Genomic DNA, 21562 nt, shown 5'->3' on the forward strand with positions numbered 1-21562 from the left:
CACGGATCCCTCTGGACAAAGCTTTTTCGCTCGTGAGGTGAGAGCAGAGATCGATTTCAGGAGAGTCCAAATGTCTTCCTCAGACTTGCGTCGATCGGGCCTGCAGGCATGAAACGGCGCAGTTTGCTCAGCAGAGAGGCTTGGCCTTTCGGAGGACGTCGCATTCCCCATGCACCCACGGCGGCATCGACAATCGTGGTTGCGACACCATCGGGGTCCGGTGCGTCCTTGACGTTTTTCTGAATGGCTTGGAGAACGATGTTGCGCTCATCGTCATAAGCTGAGATCTTGGAAGCCGCATGGGGCGCGTTGGTATCCAGGCCGGTCTTGATGAAGGAAGGTTCGACCAGCACCACGCGGATCCCGAATTTGCGCACTTCATGGTCCAAGGTCTCGGACATCCCTTCAACGGCATGCTTGGATGCCGAATAGAGCCCCATGTACGGAGCCGGAAGAAAGCCGAGCACCGAACTGATGTTCACAATTCTTCCCGAACGTTGCGCGCGCATGTGCGGCAGAACGGCTTGGGATGTGCGCAGGATGCCAAAAACGTTGGTGTCGAACAGCGACTGGGCTTCGGCAATCGACGTTTCTTCGGTCGAGCCGAGCAGGGTCACGCCTGCACTGTTGACCAGCACGTCGATGCGTTTGGCGTGAGCGATGATGGCCTGGATTCCATGTTGAACCGACGCTTCATCACGGATGTCCATCTCGACCAGTTCAACACCCGATATCGGCTGCGCTTTTGCGGAGTTGCGCACAGTGCCGAATACCCGGTAGCCTTGCTGGGCAAACTTCGCGGCGGTGGCGCGGCCGATGCCCGATGACACGCCGGTAATCACGACAACTTTGGAATTCGACACGGCAGTTCCTTTCTGTATGCGGGAATTGAGATGGCGGCAGTTCAGCTTTACCGATGAGGCCTGCTTGATGAGCGATCTCATTCATTCAGGTCCATGAGAGGCACAGGGCGTTATTGGGCGAACTCTGGCGGCTTGGTTGCCACGACGGCGGATTCATCGGGTTGCCAACCACCACCGAGCGCCTTGAATGCCGAGACCGCAGCGCGTGCCGATTCCGTTTGTGCCTGTGCTCGCGCGTCCGATGCGCGCAGCAGGCTTTCGTCGGCTTGCAGGACTTCGATCAGGCTGACGACGCCTTTCTGGTAGGCGGCAAACGAAGCATTTCGCGCGCGATTGAGCGAATCCACGCCTTGCGCGAGCACGGCCGCTTGCTCCTCGCGCTTGACCAGGGCAGAGAAAGCGTCTTCCACGTCCTCTGTTGCGCGCAGCACGGCGAGCCGGTACGCGGCGAGCATCTCAGCCTCTTGACCCTTGGCCTGATCGATTTGCGCGTTGATGCGGCCGAAGTCGAACAGGCGCCAGCGCAGACCGAGCACGCCGGCAAATTGACTTGCGCCGCTGCCGAACAGACTTCCGGCGCCCACCGACGTTGCGCTGCCAAGGAGCCCGCTGAGCGAGAACTTCGGGTAGTACTCCGCAATGGCGACGCCGATTCGTGCGTTGGAGGCCGCAAGGCGCCGCTCGGCGACGATGAGGTCGGGACGGCGCCTCAGCAATTCGCCAGGCGATCCGCTGATCGCAATCTGCGGAGCGGCCGGGACATCACCGCCTTGCGCAAGCTCGGCTCGGTGCGTGCCAGGCAGCGAGCCCAGCATCACGTCTAGCGCGTTCATTGCCGCATCCAGGCCGGCTTCAAGCTGAGGGATCGACGCACGAACCTGAGCGAGCGCGCCTTCGGCCTGCCTGACTTGAAGTTCAGCGGCCAGGCCCTTGCCGTACAGCAGTTTGATGGTGGAGAGCAATTCCTCTTGCGTCTGTACCTGGTGGCGGGCCACCTTCAGGCGCGTCTGCAAGCCGCGGATGGTGATGTAGATATCGGCAGTCTGTGCGGCCACGGCCAGCCGTGTGGCGACTGCGCCCGCCTGGGAGGCTTGGTAATCGGCAAGTGCCGCCTCGCGGCCACGGCGCAGGCCGCCGAATACGTCCAACTCCCAGCTTGCGTTGACATCGGCCTCAAAAGCGCTGCCGTAGCGATCGAAGCCGGGCCTCGAATTCAAGACGCGGCCCAAAGGGGTTTCGACGGACTGATACACACGCGCGGCCTGGCCAGTGATATTTCCGGAGGGCAGCAACGCGGCATTGGCAGCGCCCAAGCCCGCACGGGCTTGCGTGACGCGGGCGAAGGCCTGTGCAAGGTCCAGGTTCTGTTCCAGTGCGATCTGCACGAACCGCGTGAGTTGCGGATCGCCAAAGCCAGCCCACCATGCGGACAGATCGGCTTCGGCATTGGCAATGCGCTGCTCAACGGCGGCCTGGCCCTGGAATCGTTCGGAAACCGGCATATCGGGCTTCACATAGTCTGGGCCGACGGCACAACCGGTTGCCAGGCTGGCAACGAAGAGGGCCGCAAGGGAGCGCTTTGGCAACATGGGTTCTTCCATCTGAATTTCAAGTGACTATAGTACAAAATGGTCACAGGTTGTTCAACTATCGCGACTCGCGTAAGCTGGAGCCCATGAAGACCACCCCTTACCCCGTTCCCGCCCGCGGCCCGGCGGACCATGACGTGCGAGACCAGATCGTCGCTGCCGCCACCGAGCACTTCAGCCGCTACGGCTACGAGAAGACCGCCGTTTCCGATCTGGCCAAGGCCATTGGTTATTCCAAGGCTTACATCTACAAGTTCTTCGAGTCCAAGCAGGCCATTGGCGAGATGATTTGCGCCAACTGCCTGCGCGAGATCGAGGCCGACGTGAGTGCCGCCCTGGCCGAGGCCGACTCCCCGCCGGAGAAGCTCCGGCGCATGTTCAAAGCCTTGACGGAGGCCAGCCTCCGGTTGTTTTCCCACGACCGCAAGCTGTACGAGATCGCCGCCTCGGCAGCGACTGAGCGCTGGCAAGCGGTGATCGCCTACGAAGAGCGCATCCAGAAGGCGCTGCGCGATGTGCTGCAGGAAGGTCGGGAGACGGGAGACTTCGAGCGCAAGACGCCGTTGGACGAGGCCACGACGGCCATCTACCTAGTCATGCGCCCGTACCTGAATCCGTTGCTTTTGCAGCACAGCTTTGACTACACGGAAAGTGCGCCCGGGCTGCTCTCCAGCCTCGTGCTTCGGAGTCTTTCCCCCTGACGCGCGGATTTTTCTTTGTGACCATTGACTAAAATGGTCACACGAACCAGAATGAAAGCCCAGATTATCCTGTCGATGGGGCTTTCATGCTTTCGCGTCGCTTTGTTACCTCTACCGTTATTTGTGCGTTGCCGCTCGCATTGAGCGCTTGCGGCGAAAAGGCCCCTGCCGATCCGCGCACCGAGGCGCCCTTGGTGCGGGCCGCGTTCGTCCAGCCAGTCGCTTCCGCATCGCGTTCATTCACTGGGGTCGTCGCTGCCAGGGTGCAGAGCGACCTCGGCTTCCGCGTGCCCGGCAAGGTGCTGGAGCGGCTTGTGGACGCGGGCCAAAGCGTCAAGCGCGGCCAGCCGCTCATGCGCATCGACCCTGTCGATCTGAAGCTCGCCGCGCATGCGCAGCAAGAAGCCGTGACCGCTGCACGGGCACGCGCGCAACAGACGGCGGAAGACGAAGCCCGCTACCGTGATCTGCGCGGAACGGGCGCGATTTCTGCCTCGGCCTATGACCAGGCCAAGGCCGCGGCGGACGCGGCCAAAGCCCAGTTGAGCGCGGCAGAAGCGCAGGCCGATGTTGCGCGTAACGCCAGCCGTTACGCCGAGCTTGTTGCCGATGGCGAAGGCGTGGTCATGGAAACGCTGGCCGAGCCCGGTCAGGTCGTCAACGCGGGGCAGGCGGTTGTGCGCCTGGCCCACGCTGGCCGCCGTGAGGCGGTGGTCCAGTTGCCGGAAACGTTGCGGCCAACGATCGGCTCTCTCGCACAGGCCACGCTTTTCGGTGGGGAAAGCGCGGGCGTACCTGCCAAGCTGCGGCAGCTGTCAGATGCCGCCGATCGGCTTACCCGCACCTTCGAAGCACGCTATGTGCTAGATGGGGAACTGGCCAATGCGCCGCTGGGCGCCACCGTGACGATCCAGATTCCGGATCGGCTTGCCATCGCGCAAGGCGATCTGCAGGTGCCGCTGGGCGCCGTGTTCGATGCGGGCAAGGGCCCCGGCGTGTGGGTCATCCAGGGGGATCCGGCCAAGGTGTCGTGGCGATCCGTCACCATCGTGCGCCTCGGCGACGAAGGGGCACGGGTTGCCGGCCAAGTCAAGCAAGGGGACCGGATTGTCGCGCTTGGCGCACAACTGCTGCGTGAAGGCCAACAAGTCCGTGTGGCAGGCCAGGGCGCCAGCACTGCCATCGCGGGGGTGCGCCCGTGAGCCAAGTTCGTTTTAACCTATCGGCACTCGCCGTGCGCGAGCGCGCCGTTACTCTGTTCCTCATCTGCCTGATCTCTCTGGCGGGACTCATTTCCTTCTTCAAGCTGGGCCGCGCGGAAGACCCGGCGTTTACGGTCAAGGTGATGACCATCATCACCGCGTGGCCTGGCGCCACCGCGCAGGAAATGCAGGACCAGGTGGCCGAGAAGATCGAAAAGCGCATGCAGGAGCTGCGCTGGTATGACCGCACGGAGACCTATACCCGGCCTGGCCTGGCCTTCACAACGTTGACCTTGCTCGACAGCACGCCGCCGTCGGAAGTCCAGGAGGAGTTCTATCAAGCGCGCAAGAAAGTCAGCGATGAGGTGGCCAACCTTCCGCCCGGCGTGATCGGGCCGATGGTCAATGACGAATATGCAGACGTGACCTTTGCGCTGTTTGCGCTCAAGGCACAGGGCGAGCCGCAACGCGTGCTCGTGCGCGACGCGGAGACACTGCGCCAGCGGTTGCTGCACGTGCCCGGCGTCAAGAAGGTCAACATCATCGGCGAGCAGTCGGAGCGCATCTATGTCGAGTTTTCGCATGAGCGCCTCGCAACCCTTGGTTTGAGTCCGCAAGAGGTGTTTGCCGCGCTCAACAGCCAGAATGCCCTGACGGCGGCCGGCTCGGTAGAAACGAAAGGTCCGCAGGTCTTCATCCGTCTGGACGGTGCGTTCGACGAGCTACAGAAGATTCGTGATACGCCGGTTGTGTCGCAGGGCCGCACGTTGAAGCTGTCGGACATTGCCACGGTCAAACGCGGCTATGAAGACCCGGCCACGCTCATGGTGCGCAATGGTGGGCAGCCTGCCTTGCTGCTGGGCATCGTCATGCGCGAAGGCTGGAACGGTCTGGATCTGGGCAAGGCGCTCGACAAGGAGGTCGGCGCCGTCAATGCCGACATGCCGCTCGGCATGAGCCTGACCAAGGTGACGGACCAGGCAGTCAACATCAGTTCTGCCGTCGACGAGTTCATGCTCAAGTTCTTCGCCGCGCTCCTGGTTGTCATGCTGGTGAGCTTCGTCAGCATGGGCTGGCGCGCCGGCTTGGTGGTAGCCGCAGCCGTTCCGCTGACACTGGCGGTGGTCTTCGTGGTGATGGCCGCAATGGGCAAGAACTTCGACCGCATCACGCTGGGGTCCTTGATTCTGGCGCTGGGCCTGCTGGTGGACGACGCCATCATCGCCATCGAAATGATGGTGGTGAAGATGGAAGAGGGCTACAGCCGCGTGGCCGCTTCGGCCTATGCGTGGAGCCACACCGCCGCGCCCATGCTGTCGGGCACGCTGGTGACCGCCGTCGGCTTCATGCCCAACGGCTTTGCCCGCTCCACCGCGGGTGAATACACCAGCAACATGTTTTGGATTGTCGGCATTGCGCTGATCGCGTCGTGGGTTGTCGCGGTGGTGTTCACGCCTTACCTGGGCGTGAAGATGCTGCCCGACTTCAAGAAGGTCGAAGGCGGCCACGATGCGATTTACGACACCCCGCGCTACAACCGCTTCCGTGCGCTGCTCGGGCGCGTGATTGCGCGCAAATGGCTGGTCGCTGGCTCGGTGGTGGGGCTCTTCGCCTTGGCTATTCTCGGCATGGCGGTGGTCAAGAAACAGTTCTTCCCGATTTCGGATCGACCCGAAGTGCTGGTCGAAGTGCAGATGCCCTATGGCGCGTCGATCAACCAGACCAGCGCCGCCACGGCCAAGCTGGAAGCGTGGCTGGCCAAACAGAAGGAAGCCAGAATCGTGACGGCTTACGTTGGCCAGGGCGCGCCGCGCTTCTATCTGGCGATGGGGCCGGAACTGCCCGATCCGTCGTTCGCCAAGATCGTGATCCGTACGGATAGCCAGGAAGAGCGCGACGCGGTGAAGCAGCGCCTGCGCCAGGCCATTGCCGACGGTCTTGCCCCCGAGGCGCGCGTGCGGGTCACGCAACTCGTGTTCGGTCCATATTCGCCGTTCCCGGTTGCTTACCGCGTGAGCGGACCGGATGCGCAGACGTTGCGCCGCATCGCGGCCGATGTCCAGCAGGTGATGGACGCAAGCCCGATGATGCGCACCGTCAATACCGACTGGGGCATGCGTGTACCCACGCTGCACTTCACCTTGCAGCAGGATCGTTTGCAGGCCGTGGGGTTGGGCTCCAGCGCCGTCGCGCAACAACTGCAATTCCTGCTCAACGGCATTCCGGTGACGGCCGTGCGCGAGGACATCCGTACCGTGCAGGTGACGGCCCGCTCGGCTGGCGACGTTCGACTCGACCCCGCCAAGATTGGCGACTTCACGCTGGCAGGCGCCAACGGGCAACGCATTCCGCTCTCACAGGTGGGAAAGATCGATGTGCGCATGGAAGAGCCCATCATGCGCAGGCGCGACCGCATGCCGACCATCACGGTGCGCGGCGATATTGCCGATGGGCTGCAGCCGCCCGACGTGTCGACGGCGATCAGCAAGCAGCTTCAGCCCATCATCGAGAAACTGCCGAGCGGATATCGTATTGAGCAAGCGGGCTCCATTGAAGAGTCGGGCAAGGCGACGAAAGCCATGCTACCGCTGTTCCCGATCATGCTGGCGGTGACCCTGCTGATCCTCATCTTTCAGGTGCGGTCCATCCCGGCGATGGTGATGGTTTTCCTGACCAGCCCACTCGGCTTGATTGGCGTGGTGCCGACCTTGATTCTGTTTGGGCAGCCATTCGGCATCAACGCGTTGGTCGGCTTGATCGCCCTGTCGGGCATCTTGATGCGCAACACGTTGATCCTGATCGGGCAGATTCAGCACAACAAGGAGGAAGGGTTGGATCCGTTCAGGGCCGTCGTGGAAGCCACCGTCCAGCGTGCGCGTCCTGTGATTCTCACCGCATTGGCCGCCATCCTGGCTTTCATCCCGCTGACCCATTCGGTGTTCTGGGGGGCACTCGCTTACACGCTCATCGGCGGGACGTTTGCGGGGACGATCTTGACCCTGGTGTTCCTGCCGGCCATGTACTCCATCTGGTTCAGGATCCGGCCCGGCAACGCGGCCGATGCGCAGCGCGATCGGCACGAGACCGCGCAGCCCGCCGCAGAACTGGTGCCCGAGTAATGGTGATCTGCAAGGGTATGTGCCCGCCACATTGCCCCTGGTTTCAATTCATTTGCATCGCGCCCACGCCGTAGCCGGATAGGAGCAGCAGCTTTTTTTTTCACCCCCGCCTGCCCATTTCTACCTCCGTGTCTCCATACCTTAGGGCAGGCGGGTTTTTTTCTCTGTGCCGGAATGTCTGTTCATGACAGAGCGGTACTGTGCAAGATATACATCTACGGTTATCTCAACCGCGTGTAGCCGCGCCCACGCCAGGAGCGTAGGCGACGCGCCGTTCTCTACCTGCAGATCGCTAGATGTATACGCCGGCGTTATCCTGCCAATGCTCAATGGTTGACGCGGCCTTTGGTCAGGCGGTCCCATTTTCGGTGAGACTGAGTTCCCTCGACATCGCTTCGCGCATGACGAACTTCTGCACCTTCCCGTGATGGTCATCGGCATCTCGGCGACGAAGCAGATGTAGCGCGGGATTTTGTAATGCGCCATGACGCAGATTCGCAGGCAAGAGAAATCAACTTCCGGGTGATCGACCTGGGGCGATGAACATCGTCGGCACGTCTTGCAGGGCCGTGCTGCGTTCCTCGCGCACCGCCGACATGGTTGCAACGACGTCGAACGCCTCGCCCGGGAAGACCATATACGCACCTGTGGACGCGCGCGCCATTACGGCCACTACCATTCTGAAACAGTGGTAGAAAGCGCGGCGTTCAGATGGCAGACGGATGCTTCGCCAGCGGCGTTACCTGGATCGTCATATAGGGAAACAGCGGAAGCGATGAGAGCAATTCGTGCAATTCGTCGTTGCTCTCGACATCAAAAACGCTGACGTTGGAATAGCGCCCAACGACGCGCCAGAGGTGCGGCCACTTGCCCGCTTTCTGGATCTCGATGGCACGGGCTTTCTCTGCTGCCTTGAGGGTGTCGACCCGGTCTGCCGGGAGGGATTCAGGAATCTTTACGTCCATTTGAACACAGTAAAGCATGGTGTCTCCTTGTCTGTCGACTGTTGTGGCGAGGCCAGTCCGGTCCCGAACAGGCCTGCTGTGGTGGCGCTTTCCGTCGGATGGGCGCTCAGCCAGCGACGTTGTCGTCGCCGGAAACCGGCGCGGTACGGAAGGGTTTGAGCTGGCCGATGAAGGTCTTCCCATGCTCGAACCATTCCTTGCGGATGTCGGACGCAAGATAGCTTTCGTAAGCCGCTTCGTTCTCGAACCAGCATTCGCCAATGGCATCGACGTGCCCGATGTCGAAGAAGGGTACATGGGTGTCGGTTGGCTGCTCGGCGACAAGACGGACTTCATACTTGTGCAGGCCCGGCACTCCGCGCGACATTTCATCGTGGCGCAGGCATTCCGCGCGGAAGGTATCGTCGGACATGCCCTCTGGCTTGACTAGCAGGTACAGCATGCGAATCATGTTGGCTCCCCTGTCTCTGAATAGGTTGGTATCTTGGTTCTGCGTTTTCTACTGCGATAGCGCCGTACTTCAGGTTTGCGCCCGCACCGAGTGTGCCAGCGCTCCGGCCTCATAGTGATTGTCTTCTTCCCCGATGTTCTCGATGGCAATGCCGCGCGTCTCCGGCAGTAGCAGGATGCCGAACACCGCGAAAGTATAGGCAACCAGGCAGAATGCGCCCATGGCATTGGCCAAGCCGATGTGGGTAGACAGCACGCCGACACCGACGACGGATCCTGCGCCTACCGACTTGCCCACGTTGTAGGCAAAGCCCATACACGTGGTGCGCACATGGGTGGGAAACAGTTCGCTGAGGAAGGGCCCCAGGGCAGCGAACATGCCAATCGCCGAGAAGCCGACCAGGAAGCCCAGGATGGCGGTGAGGGTGGAGTTCAGCGGCAGCAGCATATAGCTGACCGTAACGATCCATGCGCAGACCGATAGCAGAATCAGCGTGGGCCGCCGACCGATTCGATCGCAAAGATCGGCCGCCACTGCGAAACCGCAGAACGAGCCGAAGGCCATGATGAAGACTGTGACGATTTTCGATGCGGCAGCGACCTCCCGCTGGCTGAGCAAGGAAGGCAGCCAGATCAGGATGGCGTAGCAGCCTGCCTGCAGCCCGATCACCAGCACGCTTGACAGGATCAGTGAACGTGCGTACTTGCGGTTGAACACCGAGGCCAGCGAAGCGCGCGGTGCGCAGCTCCGCCGGGCGCGCTCGAACATCGGCGCGTCCTTGATATGGCGCCGGATGAACAGCACGATCGAGGCCGGAATGATGCCGCTCCAAAACGCTACGCGCCACGCCATTTCCGAGGGCAGCCACGCCAGCAGTAGGGTGGCCACGACGACTGATAGCGCCCAGCCCAGGGCAAAGCCCGATTGCACATAGCCCATAGCCTTGCCGCGATGCTTGGCATCGATCACCTCGGCCATCAGCGCCGCGCCCACCGCCCATTCACCGCCAAAGCCGAGGCCTTGCAGTGTGCGAGCGATCAGCAGCTGGTTATACGTCTGGGCGAAGCCCGCAAGCACGCCGAACAACGTGAACCAGATGATGGCCAGCACCAGGATGCGGGCGCGGCCGTATCGGTCGCTGAGGATGCCGGCGCCCCAGCCACCGATGGCCGTGACGATCAATGCCACGGTGCCGAGCACGCCAACTTCCGGCTTGGTCAGCCCCCACGCAATCGTCAGGGCGGGCAGCAGGAAACTGAACATCTGCATGTCGAACGAGTCCAGCGCCCAGCCCGAATAGCAGGCCCAGAACGTCTTTTTCTGCTGGGGTGTCCCATTCTTGTACCAATCAAGCATACCTGTCTCCTTTGTCTGTCGAATATTGTGTGTGCTTTGCCAACGCTCGCTGGATCTGCGCCAGGACGGCAGTGGGATGTGAGAGGCTAGGCGTATTCGCCGATCACCATGGAGGTGAACTCGAGCTTCACGTCAGTGAGGGACTGAAGCGATTGCGGCGACATGTCGCCGACAATCTCGATGACCGAAACGCCGTGTGGGCCGATGGCGAAGGTGCCGAGTTCGGTGTACACGCGGCTCACGCAGGCGAGACCTGTCAACGGATAGCTGCACTCGCGGCGCAGCTTGCTCGTCCCGTCCTTGGTCAGATGGTCCATCATGACGAACACGCGCTTGGCCCCGATGGCTAGGTCCATCGCGCCGCCCACGGCGGGAATGGCATCCGGCGCGCCGGTGTGCCAGTTGGCCAGGTCGCCGCGCTCCGATACCTGAAATGCGCCAAGCACGCAGATGTCGAGATGGCCGCCGCGCATCATCCCGAACGCGTCGGCATGGTGGAAGAATGCGGCGCCCTTTTCGAGGCGAATCGCCTCCTTTCCCGCGTTGATCAGGTCCCAGTCCTCCTGCCCGGGTTCGGCAGCCGACCATTGGCCGAGCACACCGTTCTCGCTGTGCAGGATGACTTCCCGGTATCGGGGCAGGTGGTTGGCCACCAGGGTGGGCAAACCAATACCGAGGTTCACATAGGACCCGTTCGGGATGTCGCGCGCCACGCGCGCGGCCAGCAGGCTTCTTGCCACGTGATCCATTACGCTCACCCTGCCAGCATGGCTTCAGCTTGTGCTACGGCGCCGCGCAGCACCACGCGGTTGACGAAGATTCCAGGCGTCACGACGTCCTCGGGGTCAAGCTCGCCCAGTTCGCAGACGCGAGCCACGGCGGCGATCGTCTGGCTTGCCGCCATCGCCATGACGGGCGCGAAGTTGCGCGCGGTCTTGTTATAGATGAGATTGCCCCAGCGGTCGGCGGCCGCAGCGTTGATTAGCGCGACATCGACATGGAGGGGGTGTTCGAGAACGTAGCCGCGACCGTCGATTTGGCGAGTCTCCTTGCCCTGCGCCAGCAGCGTGCCGTAGCCGGTGGGGGTGTAGAAGGCGCCGATGCCGCTGCCCGCGGCACGCAGGCGCTCCGCCAGGGTGCCTTGCGGCACGACTTCCAGTTCGATCTGGCCGGCGCGGTACAGTTCTTCAAATACGTACGCATCGCGTTGGCGCGGGAAGGAGCACAGCAGCTTGCGCACCCGGCGGGTCTTGAGCAGCGCCGCCAGCCCGGTGTCGCCATTGCCGGCGTTGTTGCTGATCACTGTCAGTTCCTTGGCGCCCTGTTCGATCAGGGCGTCAATCAGTTCGTCAGGCATGCCGGCGCCACCGAAGCCCCCGATCGCGATCGTGGCACCGTCTTGGACGTCGTCCATGGCATCGCGCGCCGTTGTGTAAAGCTTGTCGATCATGTTTCGCTCGATTGTTGTCTGGCGAAGCTAGATTGCCACGCAGCCTGTGGGCGCTCAATTTTGCCTTTTGCAAGCGCCCTTAGCGCTGGGTTAATTCGGGGGTGACCGCGGTCTCATTGAGTGATGAGACCAGCGCTCGTCGCTCTCTCATTGAGAGCGACAACATTGCTCATTCGATGCAGCAAGGTGAATCGGAGAAAGGGTAAGAGGGCAGAACGTGCACGGCTCTACGAGCCATCACCACCGGGGGCGTAGCGGCCGATCAGCCGGTTCGCAAACTCCCTTGCGAAGCTGGACAAGCCTTCAATGTCGCGCGCGCAGACCTGGAAGGTGCGAACGGCCCAGTCATCGCGCAGATTGCAGGCTCCGATGGGCTGGTTGCCTTTGAGGCGGGCGAACGCGGCCTTAGGCATGATGGCAATGCCTGCGTTGGCGGCCACCATGCGGCAGATGGCATCGTAGCTGGCCACATGGACGCGGATGGTCATGGGCTTGTGCAAGGCGCCTGCAGCGCGCGTCATGAATACCTGGAACGCGCTGCCTTCGAGCAGGGCGACAAAGGCATATTCCAGCGCTTGCTCGAACCAGACCTCTTCCTCTGCCAGCAAGGGATGCCCCAGCGGAGCGACCAGGATCAGCCCGCTCTTGACGAAGGGCACAGCCTGCAGCCCGGCGGTGGGCACATTGCCGGAGATGATGCCCAGGTCGGCACCGCCTTCGCGCACGAGGCGGACAATGTCGTCGCTGAGCCGCTCGCGCACGTCGATGCGTACGTCGGGGTGGGTCGCGAGATAGTCGCCGATAACTGGCGGCAGGTACTCAGTGATAGCCGTGGTATTGGCCACCAGCTTGAGCTGTCCGCTCAGGCCCGCCGTGAAAGGCTGGAGATTGCCGGTGAGCCGTTCCAGTTCTGCAAGCACCACGCGCGCATGCTGGAGATAGACGTCGCCGGCGGCCGTCAACGTTACGCCCTGGGGCGAGCGCTCCAGCAGGCGGACCCCCAGCGTATCCTCTAGGTTCTTGATGCGGTTGCTGACCGCCGGGACCGAGAGAAACGAACGCTCGGCGCCCCGGGTCAGGCTGTGCGTTTCCGCGACATTGACGAAAAGGCGGAAATCGGTGATGTCGAAGGGGACGGCCATGCTGCGGATCTCGCGGCGAGATGTTAGAGCCGCCATGGCAGGGCGCAACAGCGGCGGGGAAGCGGTCGGCCGAGACGGGCAGCGTCAAGCCGTGCCGCGGCACGGCCGCCCGCGGGCCGTTACCAGGTGGCGGGCTCAAAGAGGAAACCCTGGCCCTCTCGCCTGATGTAGCCGCAGTGGGGCTGGCCGAAATGCACCGGCAAGACCAGCGCTTCGCTGTCGGCGGCCTGATTGAGCAAGGCCAGCCGGGTGGTGCGCGCCAGGTCGGGACGGATGCAGTAGCCGGAGTTTACATCCGGGCGCACGATCTGCAACGGACTGTGCAGGATGTCGCCGCAGAACACCGCCTCCTCGCCCCGCGAGCGCACGCGGAAGGCTACCTGTCCCGGGCTGTGTCCCGCAGCCGGTTCTACCTGCAGGCACCCGGCGATTTCTTGCCCTGGCACGATCATCTCCGCCAGGCCTTCCTTGACGACCGGCATCACGCTGTCGAAAAACGCCTCGCCAAACACGTCCACCACGCCGGGCTCCTTGTTGCGCCCCGCGTCGCAGAAAACAAAGTCGTCCTTGGGGATGTAGTAGCGCGCATTGGGGAAGGTCGGCGCCCAGCGGCCGTCCTGCCAGGTGGTATTCCAGCCGACGTGGTCGGCATGCAGATGCGTCATCACCACATGGGTGACCTGCTCCGGTGCGGCGCCGGCCGCAATCATCCATTCACGCACCAGCGTGTTGAGCATGTGCATGCGCGCAATACCGGCGCGGGGCTTGAAGTTGCCCACGCCGGTATCGACGACGACGACGTTGTCGCCCGCATGCACGATCCAGAACTGGATCGTCACAATCAGCTTGTTCATGTGCGGGATCCAGTGGTGTGGCGCCATCAGGTCCACATTCGCATCGAGCACGGACCGGTCGAGGTCCGGAAAGAGAAAGGCCGGATCATGCGTCGGCCCAGCGTACTCGAGAATTCGGGTGATTTTTATGTCACCAAGGGTGCGTGATTGCATCATGTGCCTTGTCTCCCAGATATGGATGGCGAGCCCCGTTCGTGGCTCATACGGCATAGCCATCCCGGCGCCAGGCGCAAAGGATCGGCGATATCCGGCTTTGCGCCAATTTTGCGTTCTGAAAGAGGGCTTTCAAGCAGGTTTATAGAGCGGACCCGCTGCCATAATGCGCCTACCGGCGCGGCATCCGAAAGCCCGGACCCTGCTGGATCTGTCGTGAGCCGTTCCTGCCCGTTCGCTGCAGGCATACTTGGCCTCGGAGTATGTGCAGGCGATCCTTCTCGTGTCCAAGACCGATTAGGTCTTCTTCCATACCTACAAGGTATTCTTGACGGCGGGGACGGCCAGGGCGCATTCCCGCCTGGTTCGCGCGGACTCTATCCGCAAAGGCCGGCCGCGAACGGCGGTACGGCTTCGCGCAAGTTGAAGTCGGCCTCGCGCAGTCCCTGGCGGGTCAATGGCACCCAATGAAGCGAAGCCGAAGAGCGCACCAGGCCTACGCAACGACATCCGAACGTGAATTCGAAGCGTATCGCGGAACTGGAGTCACGGCTAGGCGTGCGCATCGCCTGGTACCCTTGTTGGCGCTTGTCCCACATCCGCAGCAATGCGATTGCAGCCGGGAATTTGAGCGACAAGATGAATAGCAGACCGGATGTTTAGAAAATGCAATTAATCGCCAACAGCAGCCTACATCCATGATGCTGGGTTATCGCCACCTCGAGAAGGCGCGCGCTTTGAAACCAGCTGGTGGAAGCGAGCAAGGCGTAGATGATCGGCCCACAGAACCTGCATGGCTGGTCGGAATTGTGAGGCTCTGCTGCGCGCCGACCTTCCGGGTCTTTCTACCGACTTCACTCACTACCCGCCGCACCGACAATGGCTCGCGCTGACGGGCACAGGTGATCGACGAGTTGCCGTGCCGCGACGGGCAAGCCCTCATAGGACCGTATGCAAAGGTTCAACTTGCGGTGCGCCCAGGGCGCATCGAATGCGATTACGCGAATGGCCAGTGTCTTGGCATAGCGCCGGGCCAGGCTGATGGGCAAGATGCCGATTCCCATATCAGCTTCCACCATCAGGCAGACGGCATCGTAGCTGTTGACCTGCATGCGGAATTTCACTGGGACGCCGTTCTCGCTGGCAAAGCGCAGCAATTGCATATTGATGTAGCTGCCGGTTTGCAGTCCGATCAGGTAGTGATCGAGTACCTCTGTTGTGGTCAGCTTCTTGCGCGAGGCTAGCGCATGACGCCGCGACACTACCACGACGAGGTCGTCCTCGCGATACGGCAGCGTGATCACGCCTTTCGGCGACGTGCCGAGGTCCGCGAAGCAGCCGATGTCTGCCGCGTTCTCTGCGACGCCCCTCAGGATCGCGGTGCTGATGCGCTCCTCGAGCTGCAGTTGTACGTCAGGGTACTTCTCAATGAAGCCATGCAGATCCGCGGGCAGGAACTGGGCGATCGAGGAGACGTTGGCATAGATGCGAACCAGGCCGCGGGTGCCGGTGGCGTAGTCCTGCATCATCGTGGCGATATTCTCGAGGTCGTTGACGATGCCGCGCGACAGGTTCTGCAGGGCGATGCCGGCCGGCGTCGGCACGATGCCCTTGTTGCTGCGTTCGAGCAATTGTGTGCGCAAGGTATCCTCTAGATCGCTGATGCGCTTGCTGACTGCTGAGGCGGCGATATGCTCCCGTTCCGCGGCGGCCGCGATCGTACCGAGTTCGGAAACTGCAAGGAATAGCCGCAGCGAAACGGGGTCTATCTTCATGACGTCAGCGGACCGGGCGACAGATAGCTGGCATTATGCGCGCCACGCAAGTTCCAGGATAGCGCGCAGGTCGGCTTCGGTCGTGATTGGCCTGACGTTGTTGCGCGTCACCATCGGATGCTCGAGCGCAGGCCCGATCATGGCATCGACTTGTGCCCGCGTCAGGCCCAGATCGTCCAGCGTGGTTGGCATGCCCAGGCGAACCAGCAAGTTGTGAAGGATGGCATGAAACGGCATGCCTGGCTGGCCGATGGCGGCGGCCAGGCGCTCGTGCTGCGGCTTGATCCAACCCTCGAGCCATTTGGACTGGGCGAGCATCAGCACACATGCCGCATCGCTGTGCGCAATGCCACCATAGGGACCGATGATATGGACCATCCAGTGGCTGAAGCCGTGCGGCACGGACATCTGGCCCATGCCGGTGTACCAGGTGGCCAACTGGCACTGCGTGAAGGCTTCGGTCGCGCTCGCGTCGCCGAGCTTTGGCAGGTTTTGCACGTACAGCGCGATGGCTCGCTCGGCCAGCAGGCTCGTAAAGGGATGCGGCGACGACGAGCAGGCCGTGTTGATGGCGTGGTCCAGGCCGCGAATACCGGTAGACCACAACAGCCGCACCGGTGTCTGGTGCAACAGGTCCGGGTCATAGAGGACGGCCACGGGCGATCCGTCGGGCACCACGAAACGGGCTTTCAGCCGGGTTTCGTCGTCGATCGGCGTGCTGACCGGGGTCCATTCCGACGTAGCCAGTGTCGTCGGGATCGCGATCTGGCGGATGGCAGCAGGCGCCTGCGATGTCGTCAGCATCTCAGTGCCGTCCGCTGACACGACGAACTGCAGCTTGAGCAGGCTATCGCGGTCGTAGGCATTCTCCGAGATGCACAACTGCATCGCCTTACACATGTCCATGACCGAGCCGCCACCGACGGAGACAATGACATCCGCACGGGCGTCGCGCGCTTGCCTGGCAGCCCGCAGGACGTTGGACAGCGGAGAATGCTCGCCCACTTCGTCGGTCAGCCCGACGATCATCTCCCCAAGCCGCGCCTGCAACCGGTCGATAAATGCGGTCTTTGTCCGGATTGAGCGGGAACACACAACAAAGACGCGATGGTATCCGAACAGCGTCAAGACGTCAGGCAAGGCCTCGATGGCCGAAACATTGTGGATGACCCGCTCATGTCCGGTAAAGCGGTAGCGCTTGGGCTCGGTGTTTTCCATCTGGCATCCTCGTGAAGGGTAGGGAAGGTAGCCAGATGATGGCGCCGGAACCGCCGCCAGGAAATCAGTGAATCGAGAGCCTGCCATCGCCGATGGCGATGGCACGGCGCGTGGCATTCGACCGACATGTCCGCCGACGATCAGGCTGTTGCGTCTTCGGGTCTCGAGGACACGATGTCGGGTTCGCATCCCATGGGCAAATGCACGCACCGGCAGCGGACGCTTCCATGATTGAGTCGAGCGCAGCCATCAAACTATGTTTCGCTTGAGTTGGAACGCCACGGATACGCGATCCGCCGGATAAATAGTGCCCGAAATCTCGAGAATCTTGCCGGCCCGTTTATAGTGACGAACCAGGTGCAGACCGGCTGAGCTAGCTGCTACGCCAAGCCTATCGGCCAAAGGCTCTGAGATCACCACGGCAGTGACGATCTGTCGGATTTCATCGATTGCCATGCCGCGCTAGCTCTCGATGATTGCACTGACCAATGTGGTGGACTGACTGAGGATGATGGTGAGGGTGGGTCTGCATGCCCATCCGACTCGCTACTGGGACCTATTGCATTGCGGTGCGCGAAGTCAGCTACTGGCTGCGGAGGCCCATGGCCAGTCATGTGGGTGATCACGAGTTCGAAAACTCCTCCTGGGGGACTGGCGAGTGGCAGTTCGTCGATCGTGTGCGAATGCAAAATCAGGATCGTGCGGGCCTGGGCGGATTCGTGGCGACGGTAAGCCCAGCGAAGTCGCATGCGTCGCTTACGAAAGCGCGCGCGGGGGCGCTCCTATCTAACGACATTACGCGCAATGCCAAGGAAGTCTCCACTGGGAACGCAGACACGCCGATAGCCGGGCTGTCCACGCCCTCTTGGGCGCCATGTTGATTGAACATCTTGGCGGCCGTCGCTACGCCAGGCTGGCGTTCTCCGTGAAGCATGATCCCAGGAACTGCATGACAGCCTGGATCCGCGGCGCACGTCGGATGTCAGCGTGCACGGCGAGCCAGATCTCGCGTTCGAAGCGCTTGCCCTTGCTCCTCACGCGCTGGAGACCATCGTCCCGGTCGCCCAGGAAGTACGGCAGCGCGGCGATGCCGACACCCGCGCGTGCCGCCGCGGCCTGGATTTCCAGTTCGTTGCTGACCATCACGATCGGCCGGGTTCCCGCCTGCTGCTTCAGCCAATTCTGCTGGGGCGAGCCCTCCATGCTGTCGTCGTAGGCGATAAAGCCATAGTCGGATGGCGTGGTGGCACTCAGGTAGCTGGCGGAGCTATAGAGTGAAAACACGACGACACCAAGCTTGCGCACCACCAGATCGCCTTCGCTGGGTCGAGTCAGCCGTACGGCCAGATCGGCCTCGCGCCGCGACAGCGAGGCCATGTGCGTGGTCCCCGTCAGGCAGATGCGCAGAGCCGGATGCTGTTCGCGCAAGCGGCCTAGCTGGGGCGCGATCACCGCCGCGGCCATCGAAGGCGGCGCACTGATCGTGACATCGCCGCTGACGCCGGTCTGCCCGGCCGCCGCCGTACGCTCCACCGCGAACGATTCCTGCTCCATGCGGGCGCCCAGCGCGGCTACGCGTTCGCCTTCGCCGGTCAGCAGATAGGCACGCGGACGCCGGTCAACCAGCTTGAGGCAAAGCGCTGCCTCCAGCGCCGAGATGCGCCGGGCCACCGTGGCGTGGTCCACCTTAAGCCGCCGCGCCGCGCCGGACAGTGAGCCTTCCTGCGCAAAGACGCTGAAATGGCGAAGATCCTCCCAGTCGAACATGGTTAATTTTTCACAGATGATGTGAATAAATAGGGAATTCTACACAAGTTAGAAAACTCGCAAAATGGCACCCATGCCGTCGCGGGGCGGGAATTGCCAAGCGGTTCCTCCGCCTTGCCGCCGGCCATCGTCCACCATGCTTGCCCAGACCGGCCCGAGGCCTGCATGGCGCACGCAAAGACAAGGAGTCAGCCATGCGCAAGCCAGACAGCCTCGCCTACGTCGGCATCATTGTTTCGACCTTCTTCTGGGGTACCAACTTCAACGCCGGCGCATTGATCATCCGGCATATGACGCCAATCAGCGCATCGATCGAGCGCTTCCTGATCTCGACGACCCTGCTGTTGTTGATCTTCGGGCTGCAAGGCAAGCTTCGGCTCAGCGTGCTGCGCGAAAACTTGTGGGCATACGTGGGCCTCGGGCTGCTTGGCTTTACCGCCTTCAATCTCGCCACCTTCTTTGGCCTGCAAACGACCACGCCGATCAATGGAGCGCTGATTCTCGCCACTACGCCGCTGTGGACCATGCTTCTTGCCGTGGTCTTCGAGCGCGAGCGCATCGATACCGGGCGCGCCATCGGCTTGTTCTTCGGGCTACTCGGCGTGGGGTTGGTCATCACGCGCGGCGATGTACAGATGCTGCTCGCGCTCAAGGTGGCGCGGGGCGATGCGATCATCCTCGCCGGCAGTCTCGCGTGGGCCGCCAACATGGTGGGCACCCGGCGCTTCGTCAAGCAGGCCACGCCACTGGAAAACACCACGTTCTCGATGCTGTTCGGCACCATCGGCCTGATCGTCCTCGGCTTCATGTTCGAGCGTCCGCTGGCGAGCATTGCCGCAACACCCGGCAACATCCATGCCGCCGTGCTGTACCTCGCCGTTGGTGGATCGTTGCTGGCCTACCTGCTGTGGTTCCGCGGCATCCACCAGATCGGCGCGGCACGGACCTCGATCTTCTTCAATCTCGCCCCGGTCTTCACGATGCTGGTCTCGACCGTGCTGGGTGTACCTCCCAACGCATGGCAACTGGTCGGAGCGGTGGCGGTCATCCTGGGTGTGGTCTTCGCCTCGGGACTCGTGGGCATTCCGACCAGAGCCAGGGCCGCTCAAACGTGAGGCGGGAAGACACGGAAGCAGTCTTGGTCTCATCGCTCCCGGCACCAGAAGGCAGTTCAAAGCCAATTTCGATGCCGCGAAGAGTTGCTCTGGTGGCGCGGTATGGGGATAGGACGCTGCCGAGCGCGCCGAGCCGGCTCCATGCAACTTCATGCCGCCTGCTGCGGGCATGACCTACGTCTGGGCCGGCGAAGGCTAGCTGTACTGGCCGTCGTGCCCGATGTGTTCAATCGCGAATTCAGTAGCGCAGTTTCCGGCCGATGGCATCTGACGTACAAGCTAGCCATCTGAATTCGCGATGGTGGAATCGCGAAATGCTGTTTTGCGACAGCCTGCCAGTCAGTCACCATCAAAGAAGGCGTTCAGGTATGCCGTATGACGGTACAACCGGTGACCATTTCCATGAAAGGAGACAAAAAAATGGCAGTCAGACAACTCTTGCAAACCTTCCTTGCGTTCAGTGTGGCAACGGCAGCGGTTGCGCAGGAATCATATCCGTCTAAGCCGGTGACCGTGGTGGTTCCCCAGGCACCAGGCGGAGCCAACGATGCCATCGCCCGCATCGTCACCCAAAAGCTGTCCGGACAATTCGGGCGGCAGTTCGTCGTCGAGAACCGGCCGGGCGCCGGCGGCAACATCGGCACGGCCTACGTGGGTAAGTCGGCCGCCGATGGCTACACGCTGTTGTTCACCGTTAGTAGCGCCCATGTCATCAATCCTGCTCTCTACAAACGCACGGGCTTTGACCCCGTACGAGATTTCGCGCCGGTGGGCAGCGTTGCGACCGCGGGGTACGTACTCGTCGCCAATCCTTCGTTCGGGCCGAACAATGTCAAGGAACTGGTTGACGCGGCGCGCGCGAAGCCGGACACGATCATGTATGCGTCGGCAGGCAACGGCACCCTCAATCATCTGATCGGTGAAATGCTACAGCACAGCGCCGGCATCCGGCTCGTCCACATTCCTTACAAAGGCGCCTCCGCTGCCGTGGCGGATGTCGTGGGCGGTCAGGTGCCCTTGTCGGTGCAGAGCCTTCCATCCGCACTTTCCTTCATTCGAGCAGGCAAACTGAAGGTGCTTGCGGTGACCAACGAGAAGCGCCTGGCCTCCATGCCGGAGGTGCCGACTGTGGGAGAGACGCTCCGCGGCTTTGGCGCCACGCCTTGGTATGGACTCTTCGCGCCCGCTGGAACGCCACCCGCCGTGGTGTCCCGCCTGCAGGCCGCATTGAGTAAGGTACTTGACAGTCCAGATGTGCGTGACACCCTTGCACGCCAGGGATGTCAACCGTTTCCGTCCGGCGCCCCGCAGTTCGAGGCGCTAATTCGTGACGAGTTGCCGCGCTGGTCGGCAATCGTCAAGGCGGCCGGCGCCACCGTCGACTAGTCCGGGCGCGGGCTGGCGGAGCTTGCCGCCGTACGGGCCGATGGGCACACGTGGTCGACGAGCAGCCGTGCCACCACCGGCAGGCTGTCGTAGGACCGAAAGAACAGCTTGAGCTTGCGCCACGCCCAAGACTCCTGAGTCCGACCGGCCGGATCCTGAGCAGACCCACTCGGCAACCTTCGAGGCCAAGTTGGCCATGGCCGCGCTCAAGGGCGACAAGACTCTGGCGGAGCTGGCCTGCAGTATGACGTGCACCCGAGCCAGATCACGGAGTGGAAGCAGCAGTTGGCGGAGCATGCCGCGGCCGTGTTCGGCGGGCGGCAAAATCAAGACTGCGGTCGAGTCGCCCGTGGACCTGAAGGCGCTACATGCAAAGATAGGCCAGCCGCGCTGGAGAATGATTTCATTACGGTCGCCGCTCACAACACGGGGAGCCACGGCACGTCCGGCAATGAC

General features: G+C 62.3%; 18 protein-coding genes and 2 pseudogenes. 6 read left to right on the forward strand and 14 right to left on the reverse strand.

Translation table 11 applies throughout. The features are described 5' to 3' along the window. Window positions 1–56: 56 nt before the first annotated feature. Both KB879_RS38275 and KB879_RS38280 read right to left on the reverse strand, forming a co-directional pair. The gene (locus KB879_RS38275) at window positions 57–863 is read right to left on the reverse strand and encodes an oxidoreductase (RefSeq protein ID WP_211984583.1); all 807 of its coding nucleotides are present in this window, start codon (window positions 861–863) and stop codon (window positions 57–59) included. 110 nt (window positions 864–973) lie between these two features. Then, window positions 974–2452, reverse strand: a complete 1479-nt coding sequence (locus tag KB879_RS38280; RefSeq protein ID WP_211984585.1) for an efflux transporter outer membrane subunit — start codon at window positions 2450–2452, stop codon at window positions 974–976. 86 nt (window positions 2453–2538) lie between these two features. Here KB879_RS38280 and KB879_RS38285 point away from each other — a divergent pair, with 86 nt between their 5' ends. From KB879_RS38285 to KB879_RS38295, 3 genes are all read left to right on the forward strand, one after another. Then, on the forward strand, window positions 2539–3153 hold the full coding sequence (locus KB879_RS38285) for a TetR/AcrR family transcriptional regulator (protein ID WP_153954527.1): 615 nt from the start codon (window positions 2539–2541) through the stop codon (window positions 3151–3153). Between the two features lie 86 nt (window positions 3154–3239). Then, window positions 3240–4355, forward strand: a complete 1116-nt coding sequence (locus tag KB879_RS38290; protein WP_211983096.1) for an efflux RND transporter periplasmic adaptor subunit — start codon at window positions 3240–3242, stop codon at window positions 4353–4355. Beyond that, complete coding sequence (locus KB879_RS38295) at window positions 4352–7474, forward strand: efflux RND transporter permease subunit (RefSeq protein WP_211983098.1); 3123 nt, start codon at window positions 4352–4354, stop codon at window positions 7472–7474. The genes KB879_RS38290 and KB879_RS38295 overlap by 4 nt, the downstream gene beginning before the upstream one ends. Before the next feature lie 465 nt (window positions 7475–7939). Here KB879_RS38295 and KB879_RS40030 read toward each other — a convergent pair. From KB879_RS40030 to KB879_RS38350, 12 genes and pseudogenes are all read right to left on the reverse strand, one after another. Then, window positions 7940–8171 (reverse strand): annotated as a pseudogene (locus KB879_RS40030) (AMP-binding protein); the annotation flags it as partial. A 10-nt stretch (window positions 8172–8181) separates the two neighbouring features. Then, entirely contained in the window at window positions 8182–8457 is a 276-nt protein-coding gene (gene catC, locus KB879_RS38300) for a muconolactone Delta-isomerase (protein ID WP_013958751.1), read from the reverse strand. Window positions 8458–8545: 88 nt separating this feature from the next. Next, a complete protein-coding gene (locus KB879_RS38305; RefSeq protein ID WP_013958752.1) occupies window positions 8546–8890 on the reverse strand; it encodes a 4-methylmuconolactone methylisomerase in 345 nt (114 codons plus the stop codon). 69 nt (window positions 8891–8959) lie between these two features. Then, complete coding sequence (locus tag KB879_RS38310; protein ID WP_153957098.1) at window positions 8960–10246, reverse strand: MFS transporter; 1287 nt, start codon at window positions 10244–10246, stop codon at window positions 8960–8962. 86 nt (window positions 10247–10332) lie between these two features. After that, a complete protein-coding gene (locus KB879_RS38315) occupies window positions 10333–10995 on the reverse strand; it encodes a 3-oxoacid CoA-transferase subunit B (RefSeq protein WP_013958754.1) in 663 nt (220 codons plus the stop codon). A 5-nt stretch (window positions 10996–11000) separates the two neighbouring features. After that, on the reverse strand, window positions 11001–11696 hold the full coding sequence (locus KB879_RS38320; RefSeq protein ID WP_013958755.1) for a 3-oxoacid CoA-transferase subunit A: 696 nt from the start codon (window positions 11694–11696) through the stop codon (window positions 11001–11003). Between the two features lie 227 nt (window positions 11697–11923). Beyond that, window positions 11924–12838 (reverse strand): LysR substrate-binding domain-containing protein, encoded by a 915-nt coding sequence (locus KB879_RS38325; protein WP_013958756.1) that lies wholly within the window; start codon window positions 12836–12838, stop codon window positions 11924–11926. Window positions 12839–12957: 119 nt separating this feature from the next. After that, the gene (locus KB879_RS38330; RefSeq protein ID WP_211983101.1) at window positions 12958–13848 is read right to left on the reverse strand and encodes an MBL fold metallo-hydrolase; all 891 of its coding nucleotides are present in this window, start codon (window positions 13846–13848) and stop codon (window positions 12958–12960) included. Window positions 13849–14699: 851 nt separating this feature from the next. Next, window positions 14700–15620, reverse strand: coding sequence for a LysR family transcriptional regulator (locus tag KB879_RS38335; RefSeq protein ID WP_211983103.1), 921 nt, complete (start codon window positions 15618–15620; stop codon window positions 14700–14702). 33 nt (window positions 15621–15653) lie between these two features. After that, window positions 15654–16838, reverse strand: coding sequence for an iron-containing alcohol dehydrogenase (locus tag KB879_RS38340; protein ID WP_013958759.1), 1185 nt, complete (start codon window positions 16836–16838; stop codon window positions 15654–15656). Between the two features lie 249 nt (window positions 16839–17087). Continuing rightward, the gene (locus KB879_RS38345) at window positions 17088–17294 is read right to left on the reverse strand and encodes a UTRA domain-containing protein (RefSeq protein WP_249221427.1); all 207 of its coding nucleotides are present in this window, start codon (window positions 17292–17294) and stop codon (window positions 17088–17090) included. Between the two features lie 447 nt (window positions 17295–17741). After that, window positions 17742–18605: a LysR family transcriptional regulator gene (locus KB879_RS38350; RefSeq protein ID WP_013958761.1), complete on the reverse strand. Its 864-nt coding sequence runs from the start codon at window positions 18603–18605 to the stop codon at window positions 17742–17744. 194 nt (window positions 18606–18799) lie between these two features. On the opposite strand from KB879_RS38350, the gene KB879_RS38355 reads away from it, so the two are divergent. From KB879_RS38355 to KB879_RS38365, 3 genes and pseudogenes are all read left to right on the forward strand, one after another. Then, window positions 18800–19720, forward strand: coding sequence for a DMT family transporter (locus KB879_RS38355; RefSeq protein WP_211983105.1), 921 nt, complete (start codon window positions 18800–18802; stop codon window positions 19718–19720). 420 nt (window positions 19721–20140) lie between these two features. Next, entirely contained in the window at window positions 20141–21106 is a 966-nt protein-coding gene (locus KB879_RS38360; protein WP_013958763.1) for a tripartite tricarboxylate transporter substrate binding protein, read from the forward strand. Window positions 21107–21302: 196 nt separating this feature from the next. After that, window positions 21303–21538 (forward strand): annotated as a pseudogene (locus KB879_RS38365) (transposase); the annotation flags it as partial. Between the last annotated feature and the right edge of the window lie 24 nt (window positions 21539–21562).

The sequence above is a fragment of the Cupriavidus sp. KK10 genome, assembly GCF_018223725.1.
Classification (GTDB): Bacteria; Pseudomonadota; Gammaproteobacteria; order Burkholderiales; family Burkholderiaceae; genus Cupriavidus; species Cupriavidus necator.